Annotated in this window: 17 protein-coding genes, 1 tRNA gene and 2 pseudogenes; 11 read left to right on the forward strand and 9 right to left on the reverse strand. The window is 62.9% G+C overall.

What is annotated here, in order from left to right; translation table 11 throughout:
• The 4 genes and pseudogenes from EOA79_RS17400 to EOA79_RS17415 all read left to right on the forward strand — a co-directional run.
• Window positions 1-1,113: pseudogene (locus EOA79_RS17400) on the forward strand (hypothetical protein); the annotation flags it as partial.
• Between the two features lie 237 nt (window positions 1,114-1,350).
• Window positions 1,351-3,657, forward strand: a complete 2,307-nt coding sequence (locus tag EOA79_RS17405; protein WP_245322557.1) for a peptidase domain-containing ABC transporter — start codon at window positions 1,351-1,353, stop codon at window positions 3,655-3,657.
• 80 nt (window positions 3,658-3,737) lie between these two features.
• Window positions 3,738-5,144 (forward strand): HlyD family type I secretion periplasmic adaptor subunit, encoded by a 1,407-nt coding sequence (locus tag EOA79_RS17410; RefSeq protein WP_127334987.1) that lies wholly within the window; start codon window positions 3,738-3,740, stop codon window positions 5,142-5,144.
• A 43-nt stretch (window positions 5,145-5,187) separates the two neighbouring features.
• The gene (locus EOA79_RS17415) at window positions 5,188-6,915 is read left to right on the forward strand and encodes an SEL1-like repeat protein (protein ID WP_095826409.1); all 1,728 of its coding nucleotides are present in this window, start codon (window positions 5,188-5,190) and stop codon (window positions 6,913-6,915) included.
• Between the two features lie 44 nt (window positions 6,916-6,959).
• Here the strand turns inward: EOA79_RS17415 and EOA79_RS17420 are convergent, their stop codons facing one another.
• Window positions 6,960-7,280, reverse strand: a complete 321-nt coding sequence (locus EOA79_RS17420; protein WP_127215447.1) for a hypothetical protein — start codon at window positions 7,278-7,280, stop codon at window positions 6,960-6,962.
• Between the two features lie 461 nt (window positions 7,281-7,741).
• On the opposite strand from EOA79_RS17420, the gene EOA79_RS17425 reads away from it, so the two are divergent.
• Window positions 7,742-8,170 (forward strand): hypothetical protein, encoded by a 429-nt coding sequence (locus EOA79_RS17425; RefSeq protein ID WP_095826407.1) that lies wholly within the window; start codon window positions 7,742-7,744, stop codon window positions 8,168-8,170.
• A 68-nt stretch (window positions 8,171-8,238) separates the two neighbouring features.
• Here EOA79_RS17425 and EOA79_RS17430 read toward each other — a convergent pair whose 3' ends face one another.
• The 3 genes from EOA79_RS17430 to EOA79_RS34115 form a co-directional block, all read right to left on the reverse strand.
• Window positions 8,239-9,741, reverse strand: coding sequence for a PAS domain S-box protein (locus tag EOA79_RS17430; RefSeq protein ID WP_164748207.1), 1,503 nt, complete (start codon window positions 9,739-9,741; stop codon window positions 8,239-8,241).
• Window positions 9,742-10,073: 332 nt separating this feature from the next.
• On the reverse strand, window positions 10,074-11,243 hold the full coding sequence (locus tag EOA79_RS17435; protein ID WP_095826405.1) for an NAD(P)/FAD-dependent oxidoreductase: 1,170 nt from the start codon (window positions 11,241-11,243) through the stop codon (window positions 10,074-10,076).
• Between the two features lie 131 nt (window positions 11,244-11,374).
• Complete coding sequence (locus EOA79_RS34115) at window positions 11,375-12,346, reverse strand: NAD(P)H-dependent oxidoreductase (RefSeq protein WP_127334989.1); 972 nt, start codon at window positions 12,344-12,346, stop codon at window positions 11,375-11,377.
• A gap of 285 nt (window positions 12,347-12,631) precedes the next feature.
• Here EOA79_RS34115 and EOA79_RS17445 point away from each other — a divergent pair, with 285 nt between their 5' ends.
• From EOA79_RS17445 to EOA79_RS17465, 5 genes and pseudogenes are all read left to right on the forward strand, one after another.
• A complete protein-coding gene (locus EOA79_RS17445) occupies window positions 12,632-12,937 on the forward strand; it encodes an ETC complex I subunit (protein ID WP_066999298.1) in 306 nt (101 codons plus the stop codon).
• Window positions 12,938-13,054: 117 nt separating this feature from the next.
• Window positions 13,055-13,131, forward strand: a tRNA-Arg gene (locus EOA79_RS17450).
• A gap of 305 nt (window positions 13,132-13,436) precedes the next feature.
• Window positions 13,437-14,096: an FkbM family methyltransferase gene (locus EOA79_RS17455; RefSeq protein WP_127334990.1), complete on the forward strand. Its 660-nt coding sequence runs from the start codon at window positions 13,437-13,439 to the stop codon at window positions 14,094-14,096.
• A 330-nt stretch (window positions 14,097-14,426) separates the two neighbouring features.
• Window positions 14,427-14,678: pseudogene (locus EOA79_RS34275) on the forward strand (DapH/DapD/GlmU-related protein); the annotation flags it as partial.
• Window positions 14,679-14,773: 95 nt separating this feature from the next.
• Window positions 14,774-15,739, forward strand: coding sequence for a glycosyltransferase (locus EOA79_RS17465; protein WP_127334991.1), 966 nt, complete (start codon window positions 14,774-14,776; stop codon window positions 15,737-15,739).
• Between the two features lie 447 nt (window positions 15,740-16,186).
• Here EOA79_RS17465 and EOA79_RS17470 read toward each other — a convergent pair whose 3' ends face one another.
• The 3 genes from EOA79_RS17470 to EOA79_RS17480 form a co-directional block, all read right to left on the reverse strand.
• The gene (locus EOA79_RS17470; protein WP_066999301.1) at window positions 16,187-16,429 is read right to left on the reverse strand and encodes a DUF982 domain-containing protein; all 243 of its coding nucleotides are present in this window, start codon (window positions 16,427-16,429) and stop codon (window positions 16,187-16,189) included.
• A gap of 356 nt (window positions 16,430-16,785) precedes the next feature.
• Window positions 16,786-17,031, reverse strand: a complete 246-nt coding sequence (locus tag EOA79_RS17475) for a DUF982 domain-containing protein (protein WP_095826401.1) — start codon at window positions 17,029-17,031, stop codon at window positions 16,786-16,788.
• Window positions 17,032-17,146: 115 nt separating this feature from the next.
• Window positions 17,147-17,365 (reverse strand): hypothetical protein, encoded by a 219-nt coding sequence (locus EOA79_RS17480; protein WP_245299680.1) that lies wholly within the window; start codon window positions 17,363-17,365, stop codon window positions 17,147-17,149.
• A 422-nt stretch (window positions 17,366-17,787) separates the two neighbouring features.
• Between EOA79_RS17480 and EOA79_RS17485 the strand changes: the two genes are divergently transcribed.
• Window positions 17,788-18,147, forward strand: a complete 360-nt coding sequence (locus EOA79_RS17485) for a metalloregulator ArsR/SmtB family transcription factor (RefSeq protein ID WP_066999308.1) — start codon at window positions 17,788-17,790, stop codon at window positions 18,145-18,147.
• 492 nt (window positions 18,148-18,639) lie between these two features.
• Here EOA79_RS17485 and EOA79_RS17490 read toward each other — a convergent pair whose 3' ends face one another.
• Entirely contained in the window at window positions 18,640-19,446 is an 807-nt protein-coding gene (locus EOA79_RS17490; RefSeq protein ID WP_095826400.1) for an ABC transporter permease, read from the reverse strand.
• Window positions 19,447-19,450: 4 nt separating this feature from the next.
• On the reverse strand, window positions 19,451-19,903 hold a 453-nt coding region (locus tag EOA79_RS17495; protein WP_164893875.1), incomplete at its 5' end, for an ABC transporter permease.

The following is a 19,903-nucleotide window of genomic DNA, read 5'->3' on the forward strand; positions in this document are numbered from 1 at the left end:
GGCTCGACAGGTGCGACCGGCGCCACCGGTGCGACTGGAGCTACCGGAGCTACTGGCTCGACAGGTGCGACCGGCGCCACCGGTGCGACTGGAGCTACCGGAGCTACCGGCTCGACGGGTGCAACCGGAGCAACCGGTGCGACTGGAGCAACGGGCTCGACCGGCGCAACCGGTGCAACCGGCGCCACGGGTGCCACTGGAGCCACCGGAGCTACTGGCTCTACTGGGGCGACCGGCGCTACGGGTGCCACAGGCGCTACCGGAGCGACTGGCTCGACCGGAGCAACCGGTGCGACCGGAGCCACGGGTGCAACTGGTGCGACCGGAGCGACCGGCGCTACGGGTGCAACCGGCTCGACAGGTGCGACCGGAGCCACCGGTGCGACTGGAGCAACGGGTTCGACCGGAGCAACCGGTGCGACCGGAGCCACCGGAGCCACCGGTGCGACTGGAGCGACCGGCGCTACGGGTGCCACGGGCTCGACCGGTGCGACCGGAGCTACCGGCTCGACTGGAGCTACCGGAGCAACTGGCTCGACTGGAGCTACCGGAGCAACTGGCTCGACTGGGGCGACTGGAGCAACGGGTGCGACCGGCGCAACGGGTGCAACCGGCTCGACGGGTGCCACCGGGCCGGGCGGCGCAACGGGCCCGACCGGAGCGACCGGCCCCGGCGGCGAGACCGGTGATCGCGACAAAGGCAACAACGGCCATGGCAATGATCCTGACCACAACGACAGCAGCAATCCTGGGAAGGGACATTCCAACGATGGCACTGATGCCGATGGCTCGCCTGGCCATCGCACCGCCGCGGTCACGGCCAACTCGCTCGGGCTCAAGGACACGACGCAGTTCCTGCAATCCGGCTCGACCGACAGTGATGCCGTCAGCCATGCGTCGTTCCGTCAGCTTGTCAGCCAGGCCGCCGGTTCGGTGACGACCGACCTCCTGAATGTTCTCAACACGATCAGGGGATTTGGTCAGAACCAGAACAAGCCGTTGGGTGCAAGCACCGACCTGACCTCGGATCAGAACAAGCAGGGTGCCGGCTTCGCCAACAGCGACGACACGGTGAAGAAGGCGCTGAAGGACATTCTGAAGCCGCATGACTGAGCATGAGTGAGCAGGAATGGCGATCGGACAGACGACGATAGAAGCCGGTCCAAAGCTGAGAAGCGGGCGCGCGGGCTTTGCCGAAGGGCAGGGCCCGCGCGTTCGGCCTTTCCGAGTGGTTAAGGGGCTCGCGCGACCGACCGCCGTGGAGTATCATCAGCGCCACCAGAGATTCCGGCGGGACTGGTCCGCCGCGGGCAATGTCGAACCACCGCCTGCCTACCCGAAGGCGAGTCCATGGTGAACGTTCCTGGGAGTGCTGAAATCCAGCCTGTGGAGCTGCGCGCCGGGACCGCGGCCGACCCGACCGGCATGCCCGGCGGCACCAGCGAAATGGGGCGGAGTCCCGGTGGCCCCGCCGAGTTCGACCAGGTCGGGCCGCGCCTCAAGGCGATGCTCCGGGTCGCGCGCTATCACGGTATCGAGCTCGATCCGAACGAATTCAGGGCAGCGAGCGCAGGCCCGTTTCCAAGCGCTACCGACCTGTCGGAATGGGCGCAGAACGGCGGCATGTGGTCCCGCGCAGTGCGTGTTCGCTGGTCACACCTGTTGCGCTTTCAAGATACCGGACCAGTCGTTCTCTTGTTCAGCGATGGCGGCGCCGGTCTCCTCACCGGGGCGAGTGCCGAGCGCAACGTGGTCTTCCTCAAAAGTCCGGAAGCGCCCGACGATGGTCCATCCACCGCTGTCGACGAGTTGCGCCTGTCGCAGGTGTGGACGGGCGAGGCGGTGCTGCTGCGAAACGCGCGATCCTATGTTGCCGCGGATGCGCCTTTCACCCTTCGCTGGATCGCCGAACTGGTGCGGCTCGAAAGCCGGCCGCTTCGCGACGTGGCCATCGCCTCCTTCACACTCAGCGTTCTGACCATTTTGCCGCCGCTCATCGTCATGACGGTGGTCAACAAGGTATTGCAGTTCAACAGTGTCTCGACGCTGTTGCTCTTGTCGGCCATAGTCGCTGTCGTCTTCGCATACGAGACGCTCCTGGGCCACGCGCGGCGACTGATCATCAACGTCGTCGGAGCCCGCCTCGACACCAAGCTGCAGCTGCACGTTTTCAGCCGCCTCTTGCGTCTGCCGCTCGACTATTTCGAGCGCCACCCCGCCGGCGAGACAATGTACCACCTCGCGCAGGTCTATCGAATCCGCGAGTTTCTGACAGGCAAACTGCTCAGCACGTTCCTGGACCTGATCACCCTGTGCGTGCTGCTGCCGGTGATGTTCTATATCAACGTGACGCTTGCCTGGATCGTCGTTGCCTGCGCAGCGGTGATCATGCTGATCATCCTTGCCTTCCTGAAGCCGCTGCGCCGAAGGTACCAGCGGGTGATCGAGGCCGAGACCTGGAAGTCGGCGGCGCTGGGCGAAACCGTTGTCGGCATTAAGACCGTGAAGGCGCTTGGTCTCGAGCCGCAACGCAAGGCGCTTTGGGACGAGCAGGTGGCGGAGGCGGGAAGCGCGCGCCTCTCCTTCGGGCAGTTCGCCAGCTGGCCGCAGACCCTGGTTACGCCCATTGAACGCGTAATGGTGCTCGGCACCATGCTGATCGGCGCCTATCTCGCGATGAGCGACAGTTCCGGCTATATGGTCGGCGGTCTGTTCGCCTTCATGATGATCTCCCAACGCGTCGCCCAGCCGCTGGTCGGGTTGGTGCGGCTGATCGAAGACTACGAGGAGGTGGGGGCGGCAATCGGCGAGGCGGCATCCGTCCTTAACCGGCCGTTGGAGACGAGTTCGAACTCCCTCGGTCTGCGGCCAAGGCTCCTCGGCGAAGTTACGTTTAGCGATCTGACGTTCAGCTACATCGGTACCAAGACGCCCGCCCTCGACCGGGTCAGCTTCCACATTCCGGCTGGGACCATGTTCGGCATTGTCGGGCGGAGCGGGTCGGGAAAATCGACCATCGCGCGGCTGCTGCAGGGGATCAACCGGGATTACAGCGGGTTCCTGAAGCTGGACGGCGTCGACCTCAAGGAAATCAACCTGCGTCATCTTCGCCAGGGGCTCGGCGTGGTCCTCCAGGACAATTTCCTGTTCCGCGGGTCGATCCGCGACAACATCATCGCCGGGCGCGCAGGCTTGACGCTGTCCGATGCCATGCGTGCCGCGCATCTGGCCGGCGCGGAAGAATTCATCGAACGCATGCCGAACGGATACGACACCTACATCGAGGAAGGTTCGCCCAACCTTTCGGGCGGTCAAAAGCAACGGCTGGCGATCGCGCGCGCCCTCATCCACGATCCGACCATCCTCATTCTCGACGAGGCCACCAGTGCTCTCGACCCGGAAAGCGAAGCGGTCGTCAGCGCCAATCTCATGCGCATCGCCAGCGGCCGCACCATGATCATCGTCTCGCATCGGCTGTCCTCGCTCACCGACTGCGACCAGATCCTGGTCATGGAGCAGGGCAAGGTTCTCGACGTCGCTTCGCACACCGTCCTGCTCGAACGATGCGCGCTCTATCGCCAGCTGTGGTCGCAGCAGAACCGACATTTGGACAATCGTGGCGGCCGGCCGGCGGCCGTACCGCCGCGATTGGTTTGACGATGTGGTGCCGCAACGGGGTCGAGATTGAAATGGTGGTTCTCGCCAAAGATGAGTTGGATAACAAGGGCCGGTAAGCCATGAGTAGCACCTCGCTCACCGTCCGCCAGGCTCGCTGGCGCCGAGCGAAAACGAACGATCCGACGACGCCGGCCATACTCGAGTTCCAATGGCCGTCGACAGCAGTCTCGAATGCGCCGATTCCTCGGGCGGCGCGCGGCATCGTATGGATGATTTCGAGCCTCGTGATCGTCTTGATCACCGTGGCAGGACTGATACCGGTCGACCAGGTCGTGACGACGAGGGGGCTCGTGGTTTCACAATCGCCCAACATCATCGTGCAGCCGCTGGAGACGGCGATCGTCCGCTCGATCGAAGTGCGCGAGGGACAGCATGTGCAAGCCGGCCAATTGCTTGCACGTCTCGATTCGACCTTCGCCTCGGCAGACCTGCAGGCCTTGGCCATGCAGGTCTCTACGCTTGAGGCCGAAGTGGCACGGTTGAAGGCGGAGGCCGACGGCAAGGAGTTCAACTATGACGGCCTCGACCCCAGCTGGACCCTGCAGGCCTCGATCTTCGAGCGCCGCAAGGCGGTCTACGAGGCTAAGCTGGAGAATTTCGATCGGCAAAGCGATGAACTCACTTCCGTGATCTCGCGCGCGCAATCTGATGCCGCTGGCTACCGGCAGCGGCTCTCCGTCGCGGCATCGATAGAACAGATGCGCAAGCAGCTGGAAGAAAGGCAAGTCGGGAGCCGCCTCAATACCCTGCTGGCCGAGGACAATTCGGCCGAAATGTCGCGCGCGCTCGGCAACGCCGTGCAGACGGCGGAAGCTGCCAGGCGCCAGCAGGCTGCGGTAGCCGCCGACCGCGCCGGCTACATTCAAGGCTGGCGCGCGGAAGTCTCGCAAGGTTTGTCGGAGGCGAGCTCTCGCATGTCCGACGCGCGCGAGCTCTTCAACAAGGCAAAGCTGCGCAAGCAACTGGTCGAGCTGAAAAGCGAAGGAGATGCCATTGTCCAGTCCGTGGCAAAGGTGTCGGTCGGCTCGGTCCTGCAGTCGGGCGAGCGCCTGATCACGCTGGTGCCCGCCAAGGCGCCGCTCGAGATCGAGACAAATGTCGTCGGCCGAAGCAGTGGCTTCGTCCATGTCGGCGATCCTGTCGTCATCAAGTTCGATACCTTCCCCTATTCGCAATACGGCCTCGCTCACGGCACCGTGCGCACGCTCAGTCCGGATTCCTTCTCCGCTCAGGAGCAAGCCCGCGATCCAGACAGTTCGCTGGCAATGCTGCCCTCGAACACAGAACCGTTCTATCGGACGCGCATTTCCATCGATCAGGTCGCGCTGCATGACGTACCCGCCGGGTTTGCCCTCACCCCCGGCATGCCGGTGACCGCCGACGTTCAGGTCGGCCGGCGCACGGTGCTCAAATACATGCTTGGGGTGATGCTCCCGATCGGTCAGGAAGCGATGCGCGAGCCGTAGTCTGCAGCTCAAGAGGAACCGGAGCAGCCAGAGGCTGGCATCGATGACAATTCTGGATCGCCTGACTGGTTTGGCTAGCCCATCCGTAGCATTGCGCAGGGCGACCCAGCTTGCTGAAAATGGCAAGCCCACCGAGGCCTTTCCGCTCTTCGCCACGGCTGCGCGTGCGGGCATAGGCCAGGCCGAGTATCGGGTCGCGCGTTGCTATCTCGAAGGTTCCGGCGTGCCGCCCAGCCGGGCAGAGGGGACGCGCTGGCTGCGGCGAGCAGCGGATCACGGGAGCGCTGATGCGCAGGCGCTTCTCGCCGCACTTTACGTGACCGGGATGGCGACAGCCGAGGCTGACAAGGGCTCCGAGTCGGAACGCCTGTTCGTGGAGGACACGACGAGCGAGCCAGACTTTGCGTCAGCGCTCGACCTTGCCACGAAGGCGGCCGAGGCCGGCTCCGCCACCGGCCAGGCACTCCTCGGCTACATCCTGACCAGCGGTCCCGAACCGATGCGCGACGCGGATGCTGCCTGTAAGTGGTACGAGCGGTCGGCTGCGGCCGGCTGCGCCGAAGGAAGCCTTGGTTTTGCCCTTTCGCTGGCACGGCGGGGTCTGTCGGCAGACCGGTCCAGGATTGCCGATGAGGTCCGGCGGGCGGCGGACGCTGGCTTGCCGACAGCGATCTATCTTCTCGCGATCCTGACCGAACATGGCCTCGGTGTCGCTGGCGACCTTGCTGGCGCGGTGCGACTATATCAGTCAGCTGCGGAGAAGGGGCTTGCTGCGGCCCAATTCCGATTGGGTCTGGCGCTTGTCGACGGGAGCCTCGGCGACCAGGATCCTATGGCTGGAGAGGCCTGGATACGGCGTGCGGCATTGGCGGGTAATTTCGAGGCGGCGAATCTCCTCGGCGATCGTTACGTGAAGAGCCGGCCGCCCGACTTTTCAGAGGCGGCAATTTGGTATCGTCGTGCGGCCGAGGGGGGGCACCAGGCCGCCGCCCGTGCGCTGGCCTCTCTCTACCTGACGGGAAACGGTGTCGCCAGGGACGAGCAAGAGGGGGCGCATTGGCTGCGCACCGCCGCAAGCAGCGGGAACCGGGCAGCGCAAGTCGATCTGGCCAATCTTGTTCTTCAGGGAGCCGGCGAGCCGGACGATATCACGAGCGTAGCGGGGTGGTTCGAGGCGGCCGCATTATCGGGCGACCTTATCGCCGCCTTCAATCTCGGGCTATGTTTCGCCAAAGGCGTCGGCGTGCACCAGGATGAAACTCGCGCCGCGCAATGGCTGAGGCGCGCGGCTGAAGGCGTGGCTGAGGCTCAGTACATGTATGCGCGCATTCTCAGGGACGGGCGCGGCGTGGCTGCCGACGCGCAACAGGCTCGTGCCTGGTTTGCCCAAGCGGCCGAAGGCGGCATGCTCGATGCGCAAGTGGCACTTGCTGAGATGCTGCTCAATGGCAGCGGAGGCAAACGCTCTCCCGAAGCCGCAATACAGCTGTTCCGACGGGCTGCTGCCGACGGACATGCCGGCGCAATGTTTGCTCTCGGCGCGCTGCAGAGCTCCGGCGAGGGACTGCCGGTCGATCACGTGGCGGCGCAGAAATGGTTTGCGGCCGCGGCCGAGCGTGGGCACGGGCAGGCCCAACTGATGCTCGGCCGATATTTCTCGAAGGGCCTAGCCGGAGAGCACTACCCGGCAGTCGGCCGCCTTTGGCTCGAGCGAGCGGCGGCGCAAGGTCTTGAGGAAGCGGCCGACGAACTTTCCGAATTGGCCGGCTGAGGCATTCACTGCCAAGGCTTAGCACCGGCATCGGTCGCGCCCGACTACTGCGCGCCCGGCGTCCACTCAGGCAGCGGCGCTAGGCTGTGGTTGAACTGTTTCCACCACATGGACTTATCGATCTCGCAGCAGGCGAGAAGCAGGTTATGCGCCTTCTCGAAAGCCTGGGTAGCGATTTCATCAAAGGTCATCTGCGCGTCGTACGGGACCGACACCACCAGTTCCTGACCGGTTTGTGTGCCGCCTTCGTCGACCTGAAGATAAAGCCAAACGACGAAATGCGCGCCCTGGCCATTCGCGTCGGCGTTGCCGATCTTGATGCGGTCGATGCCTGCTGCAGTGACTTTCATGCCGAAGTCCTTCATTTTGGGATTCATGGAATTCCAGAAGTTCGCAGCAATCAGAAAGGTTCCGGGACCGCTGTTCCTATGGTGAAGCATTGATAAAGAGGTACCACCTGGCTGCCGGGCGGGGCGCAAGCGGCCACGCGCGCACAACCTCGGTCCGAACCCTGGACGTCCGATCGTCGCCGTCTTGCCCTACTGACGGTGCCATGTGATGGTTTTATATAACCTATTGATTTAATTGAATAAGCTTAGGCCCGGATGCCTCTATGCAGCAGCATCGCAACGTTGCCTTTTGACGGCGGAGCCCAGGAACGCTCCGTTGCCAGCAAACCTTCGCGCGTCGGCCCGTCGACCGATCAACCGCGCGCCGAAGGGCTGTTCATTGCAACGCACTGGGATGGCGCGCGTTTTATTGATTGGCAGGGCGGTGACCAATGTGTGAGCGCCGCTTCATAGGCTGACAAGTCGGAGGCGATTAGGTGGCTAAGTTCAAAGAAGCCCTTGAGCGCGGCAAGAAAGCTCCTCGCCAGCAAAAGGAGGATGCGAACGCCAAGGTGCCGGATTTCGGCACCCAAGCCAGGGCCTGGCTGGACGATGTCGTTGTTGCGTCGTTGGTAGCGGCCAAGGCAGAGGTGTCGGGCGAGATGACCATCGACATAGACACCGTTCCGCGGGGCCGTGACAAAGCGCTGACGCCCTCTGTTCGGTTTCGAATCTACCGAAAGCCGGAAGTGAAAAACACCGCCGGAAGGGTATTCACCGTCAACGTTCACGTCAGTGGGGAGGTGTCGGTTTCGTCACCCGGTATGGTCGCCGAGGATGTTGGAAATATAGGGAACAGGTCCGGCGAGAGGTTTCGCAATTTGGTTGTCAAGCTGATCGAAGACGCCGCTAGGGACATGAGCTAGCCCGACTGTCATGCTCGATTGGTCGACCCGGCCGAGGAGATCCCCACCTCAGCTCGGCCTTCTGGTCGTCAGGCAGAAAATCTTTCACCGTCAAGCGTGACCTCGATAGTGACGCCGGCCGGGTCCCAGTTTCGCTCGACTCGGCCCAACTGGCTCGCGGCGACGCGGACCAGGCGGCTCCCGAAACCTTCTTCTTCGGTTGCGACGGGAGGTGGTCCTCCAACCTCTCGCCATTGAATAATCACCTTGCCGTCCCGATTGGCGCAAGCGATCTCTATTGAGCCGGCGGCCGCCGAGAGGCTGCCATGTTTGGCAGCGTTGGTGGCGAATTCGTGCAGCAGGAGGGAAAGCGGCGTGATCATTGCCGCAGGCACGGGGATATCGATGCCGGTGATCGCGAAGCGGGGATGCTCATTGGCCACATGGCGGTATGGCGCGAGGATCGCGTTCACCAATGTATGCAGGCTCGCGGAGACCTGAGCAGAGCGGCCATCCGACGTGAGCATCGTCAGCGCATGCGCCCGCGCCAAGGCACCGAGGCGGTCAGACACGATCGAGGCGAGCGCCGCCGGCGTTTCGGCGGTCGAGGCGCTCAACTTGATGATCGAGCTTGCGATGGCGAAGAGGTTCTTCACCCGGTGGTCCATCTCGCGGAGCAGTATCTCCCGCTGCTCTTGTGAGCGCAGCCGCTCGGAGATGCCGCGGGCGATCTTGGAAGCACCGACAATTGTGCCCGACGCGTCCGCGATGGGGGAAACGGTCAAAGAGATGGGAACGATACTGCCGTCGTTGCGCAGGCGAACGGTCTCGAAATGCTCGACATGCTCTCCATCTCGGATGCGCGCCAGAATCTCCCGGTCCTCGTTCTGGCGATCGGGCGGTATCAGCAACATGAGCGAACGACCGATAATTTCCGCGCGGGGGTAGCCGTAGAGACGCTCGGCGCCACGGTTCCAGTCCGTGACGATGCCGTCCGGATCCGTCGCGATGATCGCGTCATCTGAGGATTCGACAAGCGCGCTTAGCCGCGCTGCAGTGGTTTCCGCCTGGTCCCGTTCGATCGCAAACCCGAGCTGGCGGGCAATGGTCAACGCAAGTTCGCGTTCACGATCGGTGAAGCTATGGGGTGCTGGGTAGTAGACCATGAACTTGCCGATGAGCTCGCGGGAGCTGGCAAGCGGGATAAAGGCCAGCGCTTCGATGCCTTCGCCGAGGACCGTTTCGATGAGTTGCTGAGATTCACCGCTGAACCGAATATCCTCGACAAAGATGGGCTTGGCGTCGCGCTGATCGCTTGTCCACGGCGTGTGGCCGTTGACAGCCTTGCGGTATTCTTCAGACAGTGAGCGCCACGCGACGAAGCTCATGACGCCGTGATTGTCAAATTTCAGGATCGAGGCGCGCGACGAACCGAGGGCGTCGCATATGGCATCCAGGGCCGCATCGTAGATCTCGACGAGGCCATGGGCGCGGTAAAGTCGGTCGGTGAGGCGAAAGAGGACGGTTTGCTCGCGGGCAATATCGCCGTCGGCTTGCTCACGCTGGCCGCGCCCTGTGGCCGTAACACTCATAGCCCCTTGCTGCATCGAGTCCTTGACCCAATCGCCTAACGCAGCACCGCGTCGATCGCCTCTTCGACCGCCGGGTACGATCCCCGACCACGCTCGACAATATGCGCTTTGCGCGGTTTCGCAATAGGACTTGTCGCCTTGCGCGGCGGCTGGTGTCGCCGACGAGCCGCGAGCGGCGCCCGTCTAGCGGCTTTAGCCAAATGGCAATTCGCCTAAGCCCCGGCGGTCCCAAATCAAGGTGCGCTACCAGGCTGCGCTGCACTCCGACGCTCGCGGCATTTAAAGCTTCCGGGGCCGGCCCAAAACGGAAGCCTCGCGCGCAGACTAGCGCCTCAGCGCCTTTGCTTGGCAATCCTGCCGGCGATCGCCGCGCCCTGGATGCGCGCATTGGCGAAGCAGCCGCGAATGCTCGGCCGCATGCCGGTGAACCAGAGGCCGGGCAGTTTCGGGTCGTTCGCCGGGCCGTTGAACAGCGGCACTCCCTTGGCATCGAGCACGCCGAGCCTGCCCACCATCGCCTCCAGCCCGGTGCGGTAGCCGGTGGCGGCAATGACGATGTCAGGCGCGATCGACTGGCCGCTTTCGAGAACGACGCCGTCGTGCCTGAATTCCTTGACCTGCGGCACGACGATGATGCGGCCGGCCTTGATCGCGTCGACCGCACCGTCATCGGCGGCGATCGCCGTATAGTCCGAGCCGAGGCGGCTGGCGCCTCCGGATGGGGCGGGGGGCAGGCCGTACTTCCCGAGATCGCCGAAGACCAGCCGCTGCGTCGCCGCCATCACCGCATCGGCGAGCCGGGCAGGCAGTCTCGCCATGACGGGCGAGAAACGATGCACGGCGATCTTGCCGATGCGCTTGGGCAGCAGCGACGGCCCGTTGCGCGCCGAGAGCCACATCTGCCCGGTCTCGACCCCGGAAAGATGGTTGAGCGCGTCGAAGCCGGAATTGCCGGCGCCGACCACCAGCACTTTTGTCCCAGCATAGTCGCTCGCCCGGCCGAAATGCGCCGAATGGACGATCTTGCCCGAAAAATCCTTCATGCCTTTCCAGGCCGGGATAAAGGGTTGTCGGTCGCGCCCGGTGGCGATCACCACGTGGCGCGCCGCTCGCGGTCCCGTGCTGGTCTTCAGCAGCCAGTGATCGCCGCGGAAATCGATTTCCTCGACGACGACGCCGAAGGCGATCGGCAGCCGGTGCGTCTGGGCGAAGTCGTTGAACAGGCGGATCACCGCGCTGCGGTGCGGAAAGGCGGGCGTGCCTTGCGGAAATGAAACGCCGGGCAGCGTTGAGAGGTCGCGATGCGTGTTGAGATGCAGGTTCTCATGGCGGTGGTGCCAGGGCTCGGCCAGCCGCCCCTCGCGCTCGAGGATCTCGGTGGCGATCCCGGCCTCGATCAGGGCGTAGGCCGCCGCCAATCCGGCCGCGCCGGCGCCGATCACGATCGCGCCTTCGAGGATCGCCGGCTCGCCGGTCCAATCCGACGAGATTTCCGCTTCCATGCCCATTCTTGTCTTTATCGTCGTCATGGCTCTCACGTGCCACGGCCATGTATCCGACATATGCCGCTGACGAGGCAATGGGAATAGGCCGTGGTTGCAAAGAGCCCGGCATTGTGTCGCGGATAGGGAGATTACCCGTTGGCGGGGTCGGCGTGGCGATGCACCAGCTTGAAGGCGCCGTCCTCCAGCCGGAACACTTCCGTCACCCGCAAGGTCATCTCGGCCGGGTGTCCGTTCTTGCCCATGCGCGCCCTCGCATGCTGCAGCCCGGTCCAGAAGGCGAGATCGCCGCTCGCGGAGGCCTGCAGCACCTCGATGTCGGTGCTGCCGCCTTCGTGGAAGCTGGCGGCGTCGCGCTCGTATCGGCCGGCAACGGCATCGGCACCTTCGAGATGGTCGCCGCGCGGCGAAAAGAAGGTGGCCGGCTCGCTATGCGTCACGATGGCCTTCAGCGATGTAGCATTGCCGTTGACGTAATCCTCGGCGATCTTCTCGCGGTGCTTCATGAAGGCGTCGAAGGACGAGCCGCCCGGCCGCACGGTTCTGATCCACGTCTCCAGCGCCTCGATGAAACCTTTCAGAAAGGCGGCCGTGTCGCTGTTCTTAATCGCGCCGCTGTCGTCGAGCAGCTCGGCGACATTTCCGATATAGGCCTCCGGCTGCTGCATCACCGGCATGTCGAGGAAGACGAAGGTCTGCCTGAGCGCCTGGTTGGAACCGAAGGCGCCGATCTTGCCTGGGCTGACGCTGACGACGCCGGCGGGCAGGCCTTTGAAGACGCTCTTGCCAGAGGGGCGTGAGCCGACGTCGAGGGCGTTCTTCAGGCAGCCCGGGATCGAACGGTTGTATTCCGGCGTGACGAACAGCACCGCGTCGCATTCCCCGATGGCGGCGCGGAACGCCGACCAGGCGGCAGGCGGCGTCTCGCCGTCGAGATCCTGATTATACAAAGGCAGCTCGCCGATCTCGATGAAGCGGCAGCGCAACGAATCCGGTGCGCGGGCCGCCAGCGCCTTGGCGATCTTGCGGCTGTAGGATTGGGCCCGCAGACTGCCGACAAGCAGGGCCAGCTGCAGGACGGGATGTTCGGTTGTCATGGTCATGGCGGACTGTCCAGGCTTGTTGAGGGGGATGGCGACGCGAGGCGGACGAAGGCCCCGCAACCTTGGACCTTTGGTCGGAGCGGCTGTGCTGGTCGCCTCTCATTTCGGTTAATGTCCGGGCTGGCGCGAGGTTCCGACCTCCGCTGGCCAAGCCGTGGCTGCGTATGGCCTTGCCGCCGGCGCCGTTGCACAGTATTGACGGGCTGGCGCGTGGCCTAAGGCTCCATTCGGCCTTTTGGCGCGCGCTAAATGATTGCCCGGTCTTCGGGCGGCAAAGAGGTGGCCATGTCCGCGCGCATTTTCAGCCCAGCCAAAACCGCGATGCAGTCCGGCAAGGCCAAGACCGGCCACTGGGTGCTGGAATTCGATCCAGCCCAGCGCAAGAAGATCGATCCGCTGATGGGTTACACCTCGTCCGGCGATATGCTGAGCCAGGTGCGGCTCACCTTCGATACCAGAGAAGAGGCGGTCGCCTATGCCGAGAAGCAGGGCATTGCCTATCGTGTCGAGGAGCCGAAGGAGCCGAAGCGCCGGCAGATTTCCTATTCGGACAATTTCCGCTATGACCGCAGGACGCCCTGGACCCATTGAGCAATCCGAGCAAAAGTGCACAGCGGTTTTCCGTCCGGAATTGCGTAACAAAATCGGAGCGGATCATCCTTTTAGATCGATCCGCGTACTCGCATCAGCCGGCTCCGGCCGGCCAGCGGTCCCGTAGCTCAGCTGGATAGAGCACCGGCCTTCTAAGCCGATGGTCGCAGGTTCGAATCCTGCCGGGATCGCCATTAATTTCAATCACTTAGCGCTTTCCCGGCTAAGGGTTCCAACTCGAAAAAGAACCGATTTCCAACTTTTAATCCTTTTCGCGGTTCCACTTGCGGCCGAAGCGGCGGCAAGTTCGCGCTCAGCGCCTGCTTCGACACCCACGGAACGCTCGATGATGGCATGAAAGCGATCGTTCCCGAGGTGATCGCCCGCCGATGACCTGAATATCTGATCCAAGTGGAAACACGGCGCTTTGGGGAATTTGGATGCTTGAAGACGCGCGCGGTGCCCAGTATATCCGCGCCGAAGGGCAGACGGACTCAGAGTGTTACAGGAAAGTTATCTCGAATTTGTATTGCGCTGGCATCTGTATCGCAGATGGCATCGTCCGCCGCGTCCGAAGAGGCAGGCTGAGTTCGACTTTCATCAGCTGATGAAATCCCTTCCGCGCCATGGCCTTTTCATCGACCTCGGGGCCAATGTAGGCGACGTTACCCGGCACGCTCTCAGCTATGGCATGAAGGTAATCGCCTTTGAGCCGGACCCTAGGGCTCTCAAGATCTTGAAGGGCCGGTTCGGCAATGACGAGCGGGTAACGATCATTCCAAACGCGGTAGGCGGCTCCGCGAGGACGGCAATCCTTAATCAGAGGCCCGACACGAAAAATGTCCGGATGACCGAGTGGTCATCTCTGTTCGAGGTGCCCGAGCACGCGAACGGCCCCGCCGTTGAAGTCGAAGTGATCGATCTCGTGCAGTTTCTGAGAGGGATCGAGGAACCGATTGCCGTTATTAAGATGGACATTGAGGGTGCGGAAGCGGAATGCATCGAGTCCATGCTCGATAACGGCATCTATCGGTCCATCGGTCATGTTCTGGTGGAGACGCACGAAAGGCTTTCGCTGGATTTGGCCAATCGGATCGCCGTGCTTCGCGACCGCATCAGTAGAGACGGGATTAACAATATAGACTTGGGCTGGGGGTGATCTCAGGCTGAGAATCACGAGAGCTATGGCTGGCTCATTTACTGCTAAATCGCAGAAGGGCTGCGGGGAGCTCTGCATATGTCTATCTTTTCCAAATGGTTGCGGGATGCCCGCTCTAAACTTCCGGAGAATGTTGCTATCGGCCGCCACACTTACGGCGTGACGTGGCGAAAGGTTCTGTTCCCATCGAAGGAATCACCTTTGCAAGTAGGGGCCTTCTGCTCGATCGCGGGTGACGTGCTTTTCATGTGCTCCGGTCAGCATTCGACCGGCAGCGCCACCTCATTTCCAATCCACAGCCGGATACTGAACCAACCGGAGCCGATCGGAAATGGCGGCAAACCAGGCGGCATCACGATCGGCAACGACGTCTGGATCGGCCACGGCGCCATAATTTTACCAGGAGTTGAGGTCGGCGATGGCGCGGTGGTAGGCGCCGGGGCGGTGGTCACTAGGACCGTGCCGACCTATGCGATCGTAGGCGGGTCTCCGGCCCGGCTAATCAGATATCGCTTTTCGCAAGACGTCATCTCGAAGCTGCTGGCAATCCGGTGGTGGGAGTGGGAGGACGATAAAATAAAAAGAGAGGCGGGCGCCCTCACTGGTCCCATCGAAACTTTCATCGAGAAGCATTTTGTGACAGGCACTAGGGCTAAATAGGCTCACAAACGGTTCAAATGACCAATTCGTGTTTTTTTCTGGCGGCAGATGCCAAGTACTTTCCGTATGCATGCCTAGCAGCGCGCAGAATTCTCGACGTTTCGCGCAAAACGACACCTGGTTTCATCATGCATCTCGGGGCAAATCAGGACGATGTCGGCATTGCGTATCGGTTGCTGAAAGACCGTGTCCGGATCGTGGACGTGACGAACTTCATGGCTGACTCGGGCTACCGTTTTCGCCCGGGGAGCGTCGCCACTTTCATCCGCCTGTTCGCCGACCGGTTCAGCGAATTCGCGGTATACGATCGCATCGCACATATCGACTGCGACGTTCTGTTCAACCGCGACATTGCCGATCTGGTGGACCAGCCTATCCACGCGCACCTCCTAGCGGCCCACGACGACTACATGTACTTCCGCCCGGGTTACCGAGACGAGATGTCGATGCAACCGGGCGCGCCCTATTTCAATGCCGGCATTATCGTCTTCAACATGCGGCCGGTGCGAGAGGAAGACCTGTTGAAGCAGGCCCGAAAGCTCGCCGTTGACGGACAAATGAACGACCAGAACGCGCTCAATGTCGCCTTCGAGGGCAAATGGCAGACGATGCACCCGAACTGGAATCTGATGTCGAACGGCGCCCGGGATTATCGGTTTTCTCAGGCCTATGCACGGCATTTCGCGGGCGGCAAGCCTTGGGGCAGCCAGATTGGAGTCGAGCTTGAAGCCCTCAAGATCTGGCGCGATCTGGCAGAGGATACGCCTTGGAATAAGCCCTTCCGGCAGCGGCTGCCGTTCGAGCGCGGGATAACGAAACGCTTCCTCCGGCGCTTCGATGCCGTCGGTGGTCTCTTCGGTAACGACGTGCATCGCCGCCGCGCGCGTTACGACGCGGGGAAAATGCACCAGATCTACGCAAGGCAAGCGGAAGAGGGCGCGATGGCCGTACAATTCCCGGAGGTGCTCGGCGGGTTTGGCTGATCTTCTTTCCAAATCGGCCGCTTCCTGTGGATATTAGCCGCCCGTTCACCATGCCTCTCGCTTCGCATTGAGCGCCGGCGGCCGGCTCGTTGAAATGGTACCGCCTGAACAACAGGCGCCCCGAAAGTCCAGCGGCCGGCGTTTTCATGTATCCCCGTCAGGATGTCCGCAAGGGCGTGCTGAAAAGTATGCGTCGGTCGCTGCCCCTCACTCGCTGGGATGCCGCAACCGATACCGCACAAAATCAAGCCCGCCCCGGCGATGGGAAGCCGGAACGGGCTCGGCTTGGGTCTGGAACCCGTGTAGTCAGGAGACTACGGAGAAGTAACAGGTCGGCGGCTGCAATGTTCCGAAGTTTCTGGCTTACGGGCCGCCGGGAGCAAGTCCTTAGCGGTAATTCGAGACGATCCGGGTGGCGGATTTTTCCGCACGGGATCGCGACACGCTTCAGGCCAGCAGGCCGGCGGCCTTCGCTGCCTTGCGCAGGGTTTTGCGGGCTTCGGTAGGACTTCTCAAGCCGTCGAGCGCGTCGCGGCAGACGCGGCTTGCCGACCGCCAGGCGCGGTCGCGCGCCCGCCTTGGCCAGCGCAGGTCGAGGCATTCGACTGCCTCGAAGCAGCTTGAGACCTTGCGATGTCCGCTTGGTTCGAAATCGATCACGACCGGCTCGGAAAACCAGACGTCGTTCATCACATGCTCCGTTCGTATGTTGGTCTTTTGATAAGCAACGGCGCCGGCAGGCGCCTGTCGGGATGCGGGCCGATCGGCGGACCCCGCGCATTAACCAAACACTGCCGATAATGTTCCGGAGAATTTTAGAGATTAGCGATGGGCCGGCCGGAGTTGGCTCACGCAGCGGATTCATTGCGCCGGCGCGCCGCGCAAAAAACATGTGACAACGTCACTGGCCGCGCTGTCGCCCGCGGCGAGATCGGAGCCGAAAGGCGGATGAACGCGTCAGGCAGCGGTTCCGGCCGGCGCGGAAGCGTCCGGTCAATTCGCGCGTCGTGTCGCTCTTCTACAGAAGACAGGATGCCGCCTTGGCACTATTCGACCAGCACATGCGCTTCGCGCGCTGCGCTGATGAAGACTTCCCTGGCATTGTCGGCCGGAACGTCGCCGCTCATTGCCCGGCGGCAGGCGCGCAGCGCCGCGTCATGCTGCGCGCTGCCGGCGTCGCGCCATTGGCCCGTCAGCAGCTCCACAGCCTGCTGGGCGTTGGAAATGTGTCGGATCGAGCCTGCCACGCCGACGGCGACTTCGACCGGCCTGGAAAACCATCCCTGGATCATCGCGAAACCCCTAATGCGTTGTGAGCGGATGATAAACGCGCCACCGCGCGGCAAGTTTCATCCCGATATTTCAACAGGATGTGAGCAGCGCGCCGGTAACGGGCGTGGCTGCCGGCTATCTTCCGAGCGGCTTGCGGGACAGTTCGATGAGTTCCGTCTCATCGGTGATGCCGGCCATGTAATTGGCGATGATGCGGGAGGCGCGCGCCTCCTTCTGCTCTTCGGTTTCTCCATCGATGCGGCCGCTCTCGAAGACACGCCCCAACAGCGCCGTCTCGGCGGGCGTGAATGTGTTTCGCGACATGTTGGACACGGGCTTCTTCCTCCAGCTCATGTCCCCCTTGCTCCCCGGCTAAACATTAGCACGGGTTCGGAAACGGGGTGAGTCCTCAAGGAAACGGCGACAACGTGCGTCTTTCGCGGCGCCGGGCCGGCCAGGTTTCGTCTCGTTGTCTGCTCGAAGGCATGCCGGAGACTGGGCCAGCTTCGCTATCTTGCTGAAAGGACGAAGCGCTGATACTCATTAGCGGCGCGGAATTATTCCGAGTCTGCGCCAACTTGCGTCGCGCAACAACGCGGCGCAGGCTGTCCGAGACCAAGATCCCGACGTGGTGGCAACCGGGTTACGGAGGGTATTGGTCGAACAAAGAAGCAGGGCAGGTTCCGACTGCGTGTCGGAGCAGGCCCATCAAATGCTCTGGAATTCCGAAGCCATTGCCCCCGTGGCCTCGGAAGAGCATGAACATGGGGAAACCGATGGTGACCAAGAAACTTACCGCCAACGCAGAAAGCGCGGCAGCCTTTCTTGCGGTAATGGGCAACGAGAAGCGTTTGCTCATCATGAACTACCTGGCCGAGGGCGAATTGTCTGTCGGCGCGCTCGCCGACAAGGTCGAACTCAGCCAGTCCGCACTCTCCCAGCATCTGGCCAAACTGCGCAGGTTTGGCCTGGTCGACACCCGCCGCGACCGCCAGATGGTCTATTATTCCTGCAAGTCGTCCGCAGCGCGTGAGCTCCTCGTTCTGCTCGACGGGCTGCTGACGATGGACAGGCCGCTCGCCGGCCCGGCCCGGCAGGCTCTTGTCGAAAGAATGCGGCCGCCGCAGGCCGCCTGAACGGCTCCGACGCAGGCGAGGGCGAGCAGCCTTCGCCTGCGCGGCGCGCCCTCCAAACAGGATGGCAACACGTCGGCCGGCATACATGCCCTGGCCGCGCTTTGTCACTTCATCAGCCGGGACGCGATCCTGGCCAGAATGCTGCCGGGAAACCGGTAGCGGCCGGATTTTGTCATGTCGTCACGGGCTGGCCGTCGTCGCCGATCGGGCTCGACTTCTCGCGCTCTTCCCATCACTTTTGATTGAAGGATGCTGCCCCGGCGCGGTCGCGGATGCTCACAAGCCGATGATATTATAGGCTTTTCTGCCGCCGCCGCCCGCTCCCGGCACGCCGAGGTTTACGGATTTGTAAATCGCGCGCCGGACTTCGGGTGGCTAGACTTTTACGCGATCCACACCCCCGGATCACCACGGGCCAGACTTCCACTTTGGCACCGTCAGAGGCTCGTCGCTCCCGGCGGGCCTCTTTCGTTTTGGTGCAAAGTCGCGGTTTTATGGTGCGGCTCGCCGGCGCGTAATCACGCTGCGCACGGCGAGCACCAGCACGGTGATAATGATCAGGATCACCGAAAGGGCTGCGATCGCCGGATCGATGTTGTCGCGCAGGCCCATCCACATCAGGCGCGGCAGCGTAATGGCGTTCACCGAGGTGATGAACAGCGTCACGCCGATCTCTTCCCAGGAGAGCACGAAGGAGAGGAGCGCCGCGGTGACGATGCCGAACTTGATGTTGGGCATGATGATGCGCGTCGCGCGCTCCCACACACTGGCGCCCAGGCCTCGTGCGGCGAGGTCGATGCGCCGATCGAGCTGGCTGAGCGAGACCAGGATCAGAACGGTGGCGAAGGGCACCGTCATCACCGAATGCGCCATCGCGACACCCAGCCAGGTGTCGTAACCGAAGGAGGATGAGATGCCGGAGACCGAGGTGAGCAGGAAATACAGGGTCACCGCCGAGACCACCGGCGGCACCACCATAGGCAAAAGGACGAAGCCGACCAGGGCGGCGGTGAAGCGCGGCTGGAACATCCACACGCCGAGGCTGAAGGTGAGCGCGAGCACCGTGGAAAGCGCGCTGCTGACCACACCGATGCGGATCGAGAGCAGGATGGACTCGAGCCAGCGCGGATCCTCGATCAGCGAACGGTAGTGGCGCAGCGACAGTTCGCCGGTCGGCATGGTCAACATGCGGCTCGGCGTCAGCGACACCGGGATGACGGCGAGCAACGGCATAAGCAGAAACAGCGCCACCAGGACGGCGAGGATGAGCGAGACGGGGCCAGGGCGGTAGGTCGGCATCGCCCTACACCAATTGCTTCGGTTTGACGTAGCGGAACAAAAGCGCCATCAGCGCGCCGACGAACACCACCAGCACGACGCTTATCGCCGCGCCCAGGCCCCAGTCCGGGCTCTGGAAGATGCGAAGATAGATGAGTTCGGCGATCATCACGCTGCGGCCGCCGCCGAGGATCGCCGGCGTGACGAAGAAGCCCAGAGAAAAGACGAAGGTGATCATCGCCGAGCCGATGATGCCCGAGCGCGTCATCGGCACGAACACCGTCCAGAAGGTGCGCATGCGGCTGGAGCCAAGCCCGCGCGCCGCGAGCAGCACGCGCTCGTCGAGGCTGCGCATGGCCGAAGCCAGCGGAAACACCGCGAAGGGGATGAGGAAATGCGACATGCCGACGATGACGCCGAACTCGTTGCGCACGAGCGTCAGCGGCTCGGAGATGAAGCCGATCGATTGCAGCCAGGT

Origin of the sequence: Mesorhizobium sp. M1A.F.Ca.IN.020.03.2.1 (assembly GCF_004023205.1) — a bacterium.
Taxonomy (GTDB): domain Bacteria; phylum Pseudomonadota; class Alphaproteobacteria; order Rhizobiales; family Rhizobiaceae; genus Mesorhizobium.

What these genes read in the sequence shown, in the direction of transcription:
- EOA79_RS34115 (WP_127334989.1), bottom strand. Translation starts at nt 12,346, where the DNA reads ATGACCATGACAACCGAACATCCCGTCCTGCAGCTGGCCCTGCTTGTC.
- EOA79_RS17420 (WP_127215447.1), bottom strand. Translation starts at nt 7,280, where the DNA reads ATGAAGGACTTCGGCATGAAAGTCACTGCAGCAGGCATCGACCGCATC.
- EOA79_RS17465 (WP_127334991.1), top strand. Translation starts at nt 14,774, where the DNA reads ATGACCAATTCGTGTTTTTTTCTGGCGGCAGATGCCAAGTACTTTCCG.
- EOA79_RS17485 (WP_066999308.1), top strand. Translation starts at nt 17,788, where the DNA reads ATGGTGACCAAGAAACTTACCGCCAACGCAGAAAGCGCGGCAGCCTTT.
- EOA79_RS17410 (WP_127334987.1), top strand. Translation starts at nt 3,738, where the DNA reads ATGAGTAGCACCTCGCTCACCGTCCGCCAGGCTCGCTGGCGCCGAGCG.
- EOA79_RS17445 (WP_066999298.1), top strand. Translation starts at nt 12,632, where the DNA reads ATGTCCGCGCGCATTTTCAGCCCAGCCAAAACCGCGATGCAGTCCGGC.
- EOA79_RS17490 (WP_095826400.1), bottom strand. Translation starts at nt 19,446, where the DNA reads ATGCCGACCTACCGCCCTGGCCCCGTCTCGCTCATCCTCGCCGTCCTG.
- EOA79_RS17435 (WP_095826405.1), bottom strand. Translation starts at nt 11,243, where the DNA reads ATGGAAGCGGAAATCTCGTCGGATTGGACCGGCGAGCCGGCGATCCTC.
- EOA79_RS17475 (WP_095826401.1), bottom strand. Translation starts at nt 17,031, where the DNA reads ATGATCCAGGGATGGTTTTCCAGGCCGGTCGAAGTCGCCGTCGGCGTG.
- EOA79_RS17430 (WP_164748207.1), bottom strand. Translation starts at nt 9,741, where the DNA reads ATGAGTGTTACGGCCACAGGGCGCGGCCAGCGTGAGCAAGCCGACGGC.
- EOA79_RS17415 (WP_095826409.1), top strand. Translation starts at nt 5,188, where the DNA reads ATGACAATTCTGGATCGCCTGACTGGTTTGGCTAGCCCATCCGTAGCA.
- EOA79_RS17405 (WP_245322557.1), top strand. Translation starts at nt 1,351, where the DNA reads ATGGTGAACGTTCCTGGGAGTGCTGAAATCCAGCCTGTGGAGCTGCGC.
- EOA79_RS17470 (WP_066999301.1), bottom strand. Translation starts at nt 16,429, where the DNA reads ATGAACGACGTCTGGTTTTCCGAGCCGGTCGTGATCGATTTCGAACCA.
- EOA79_RS17480 (WP_245299680.1), bottom strand. Translation starts at nt 17,365, where the DNA reads ATGAGCTGGAGGAAGAAGCCCGTGTCCAACATGTCGCGAAACACATTC.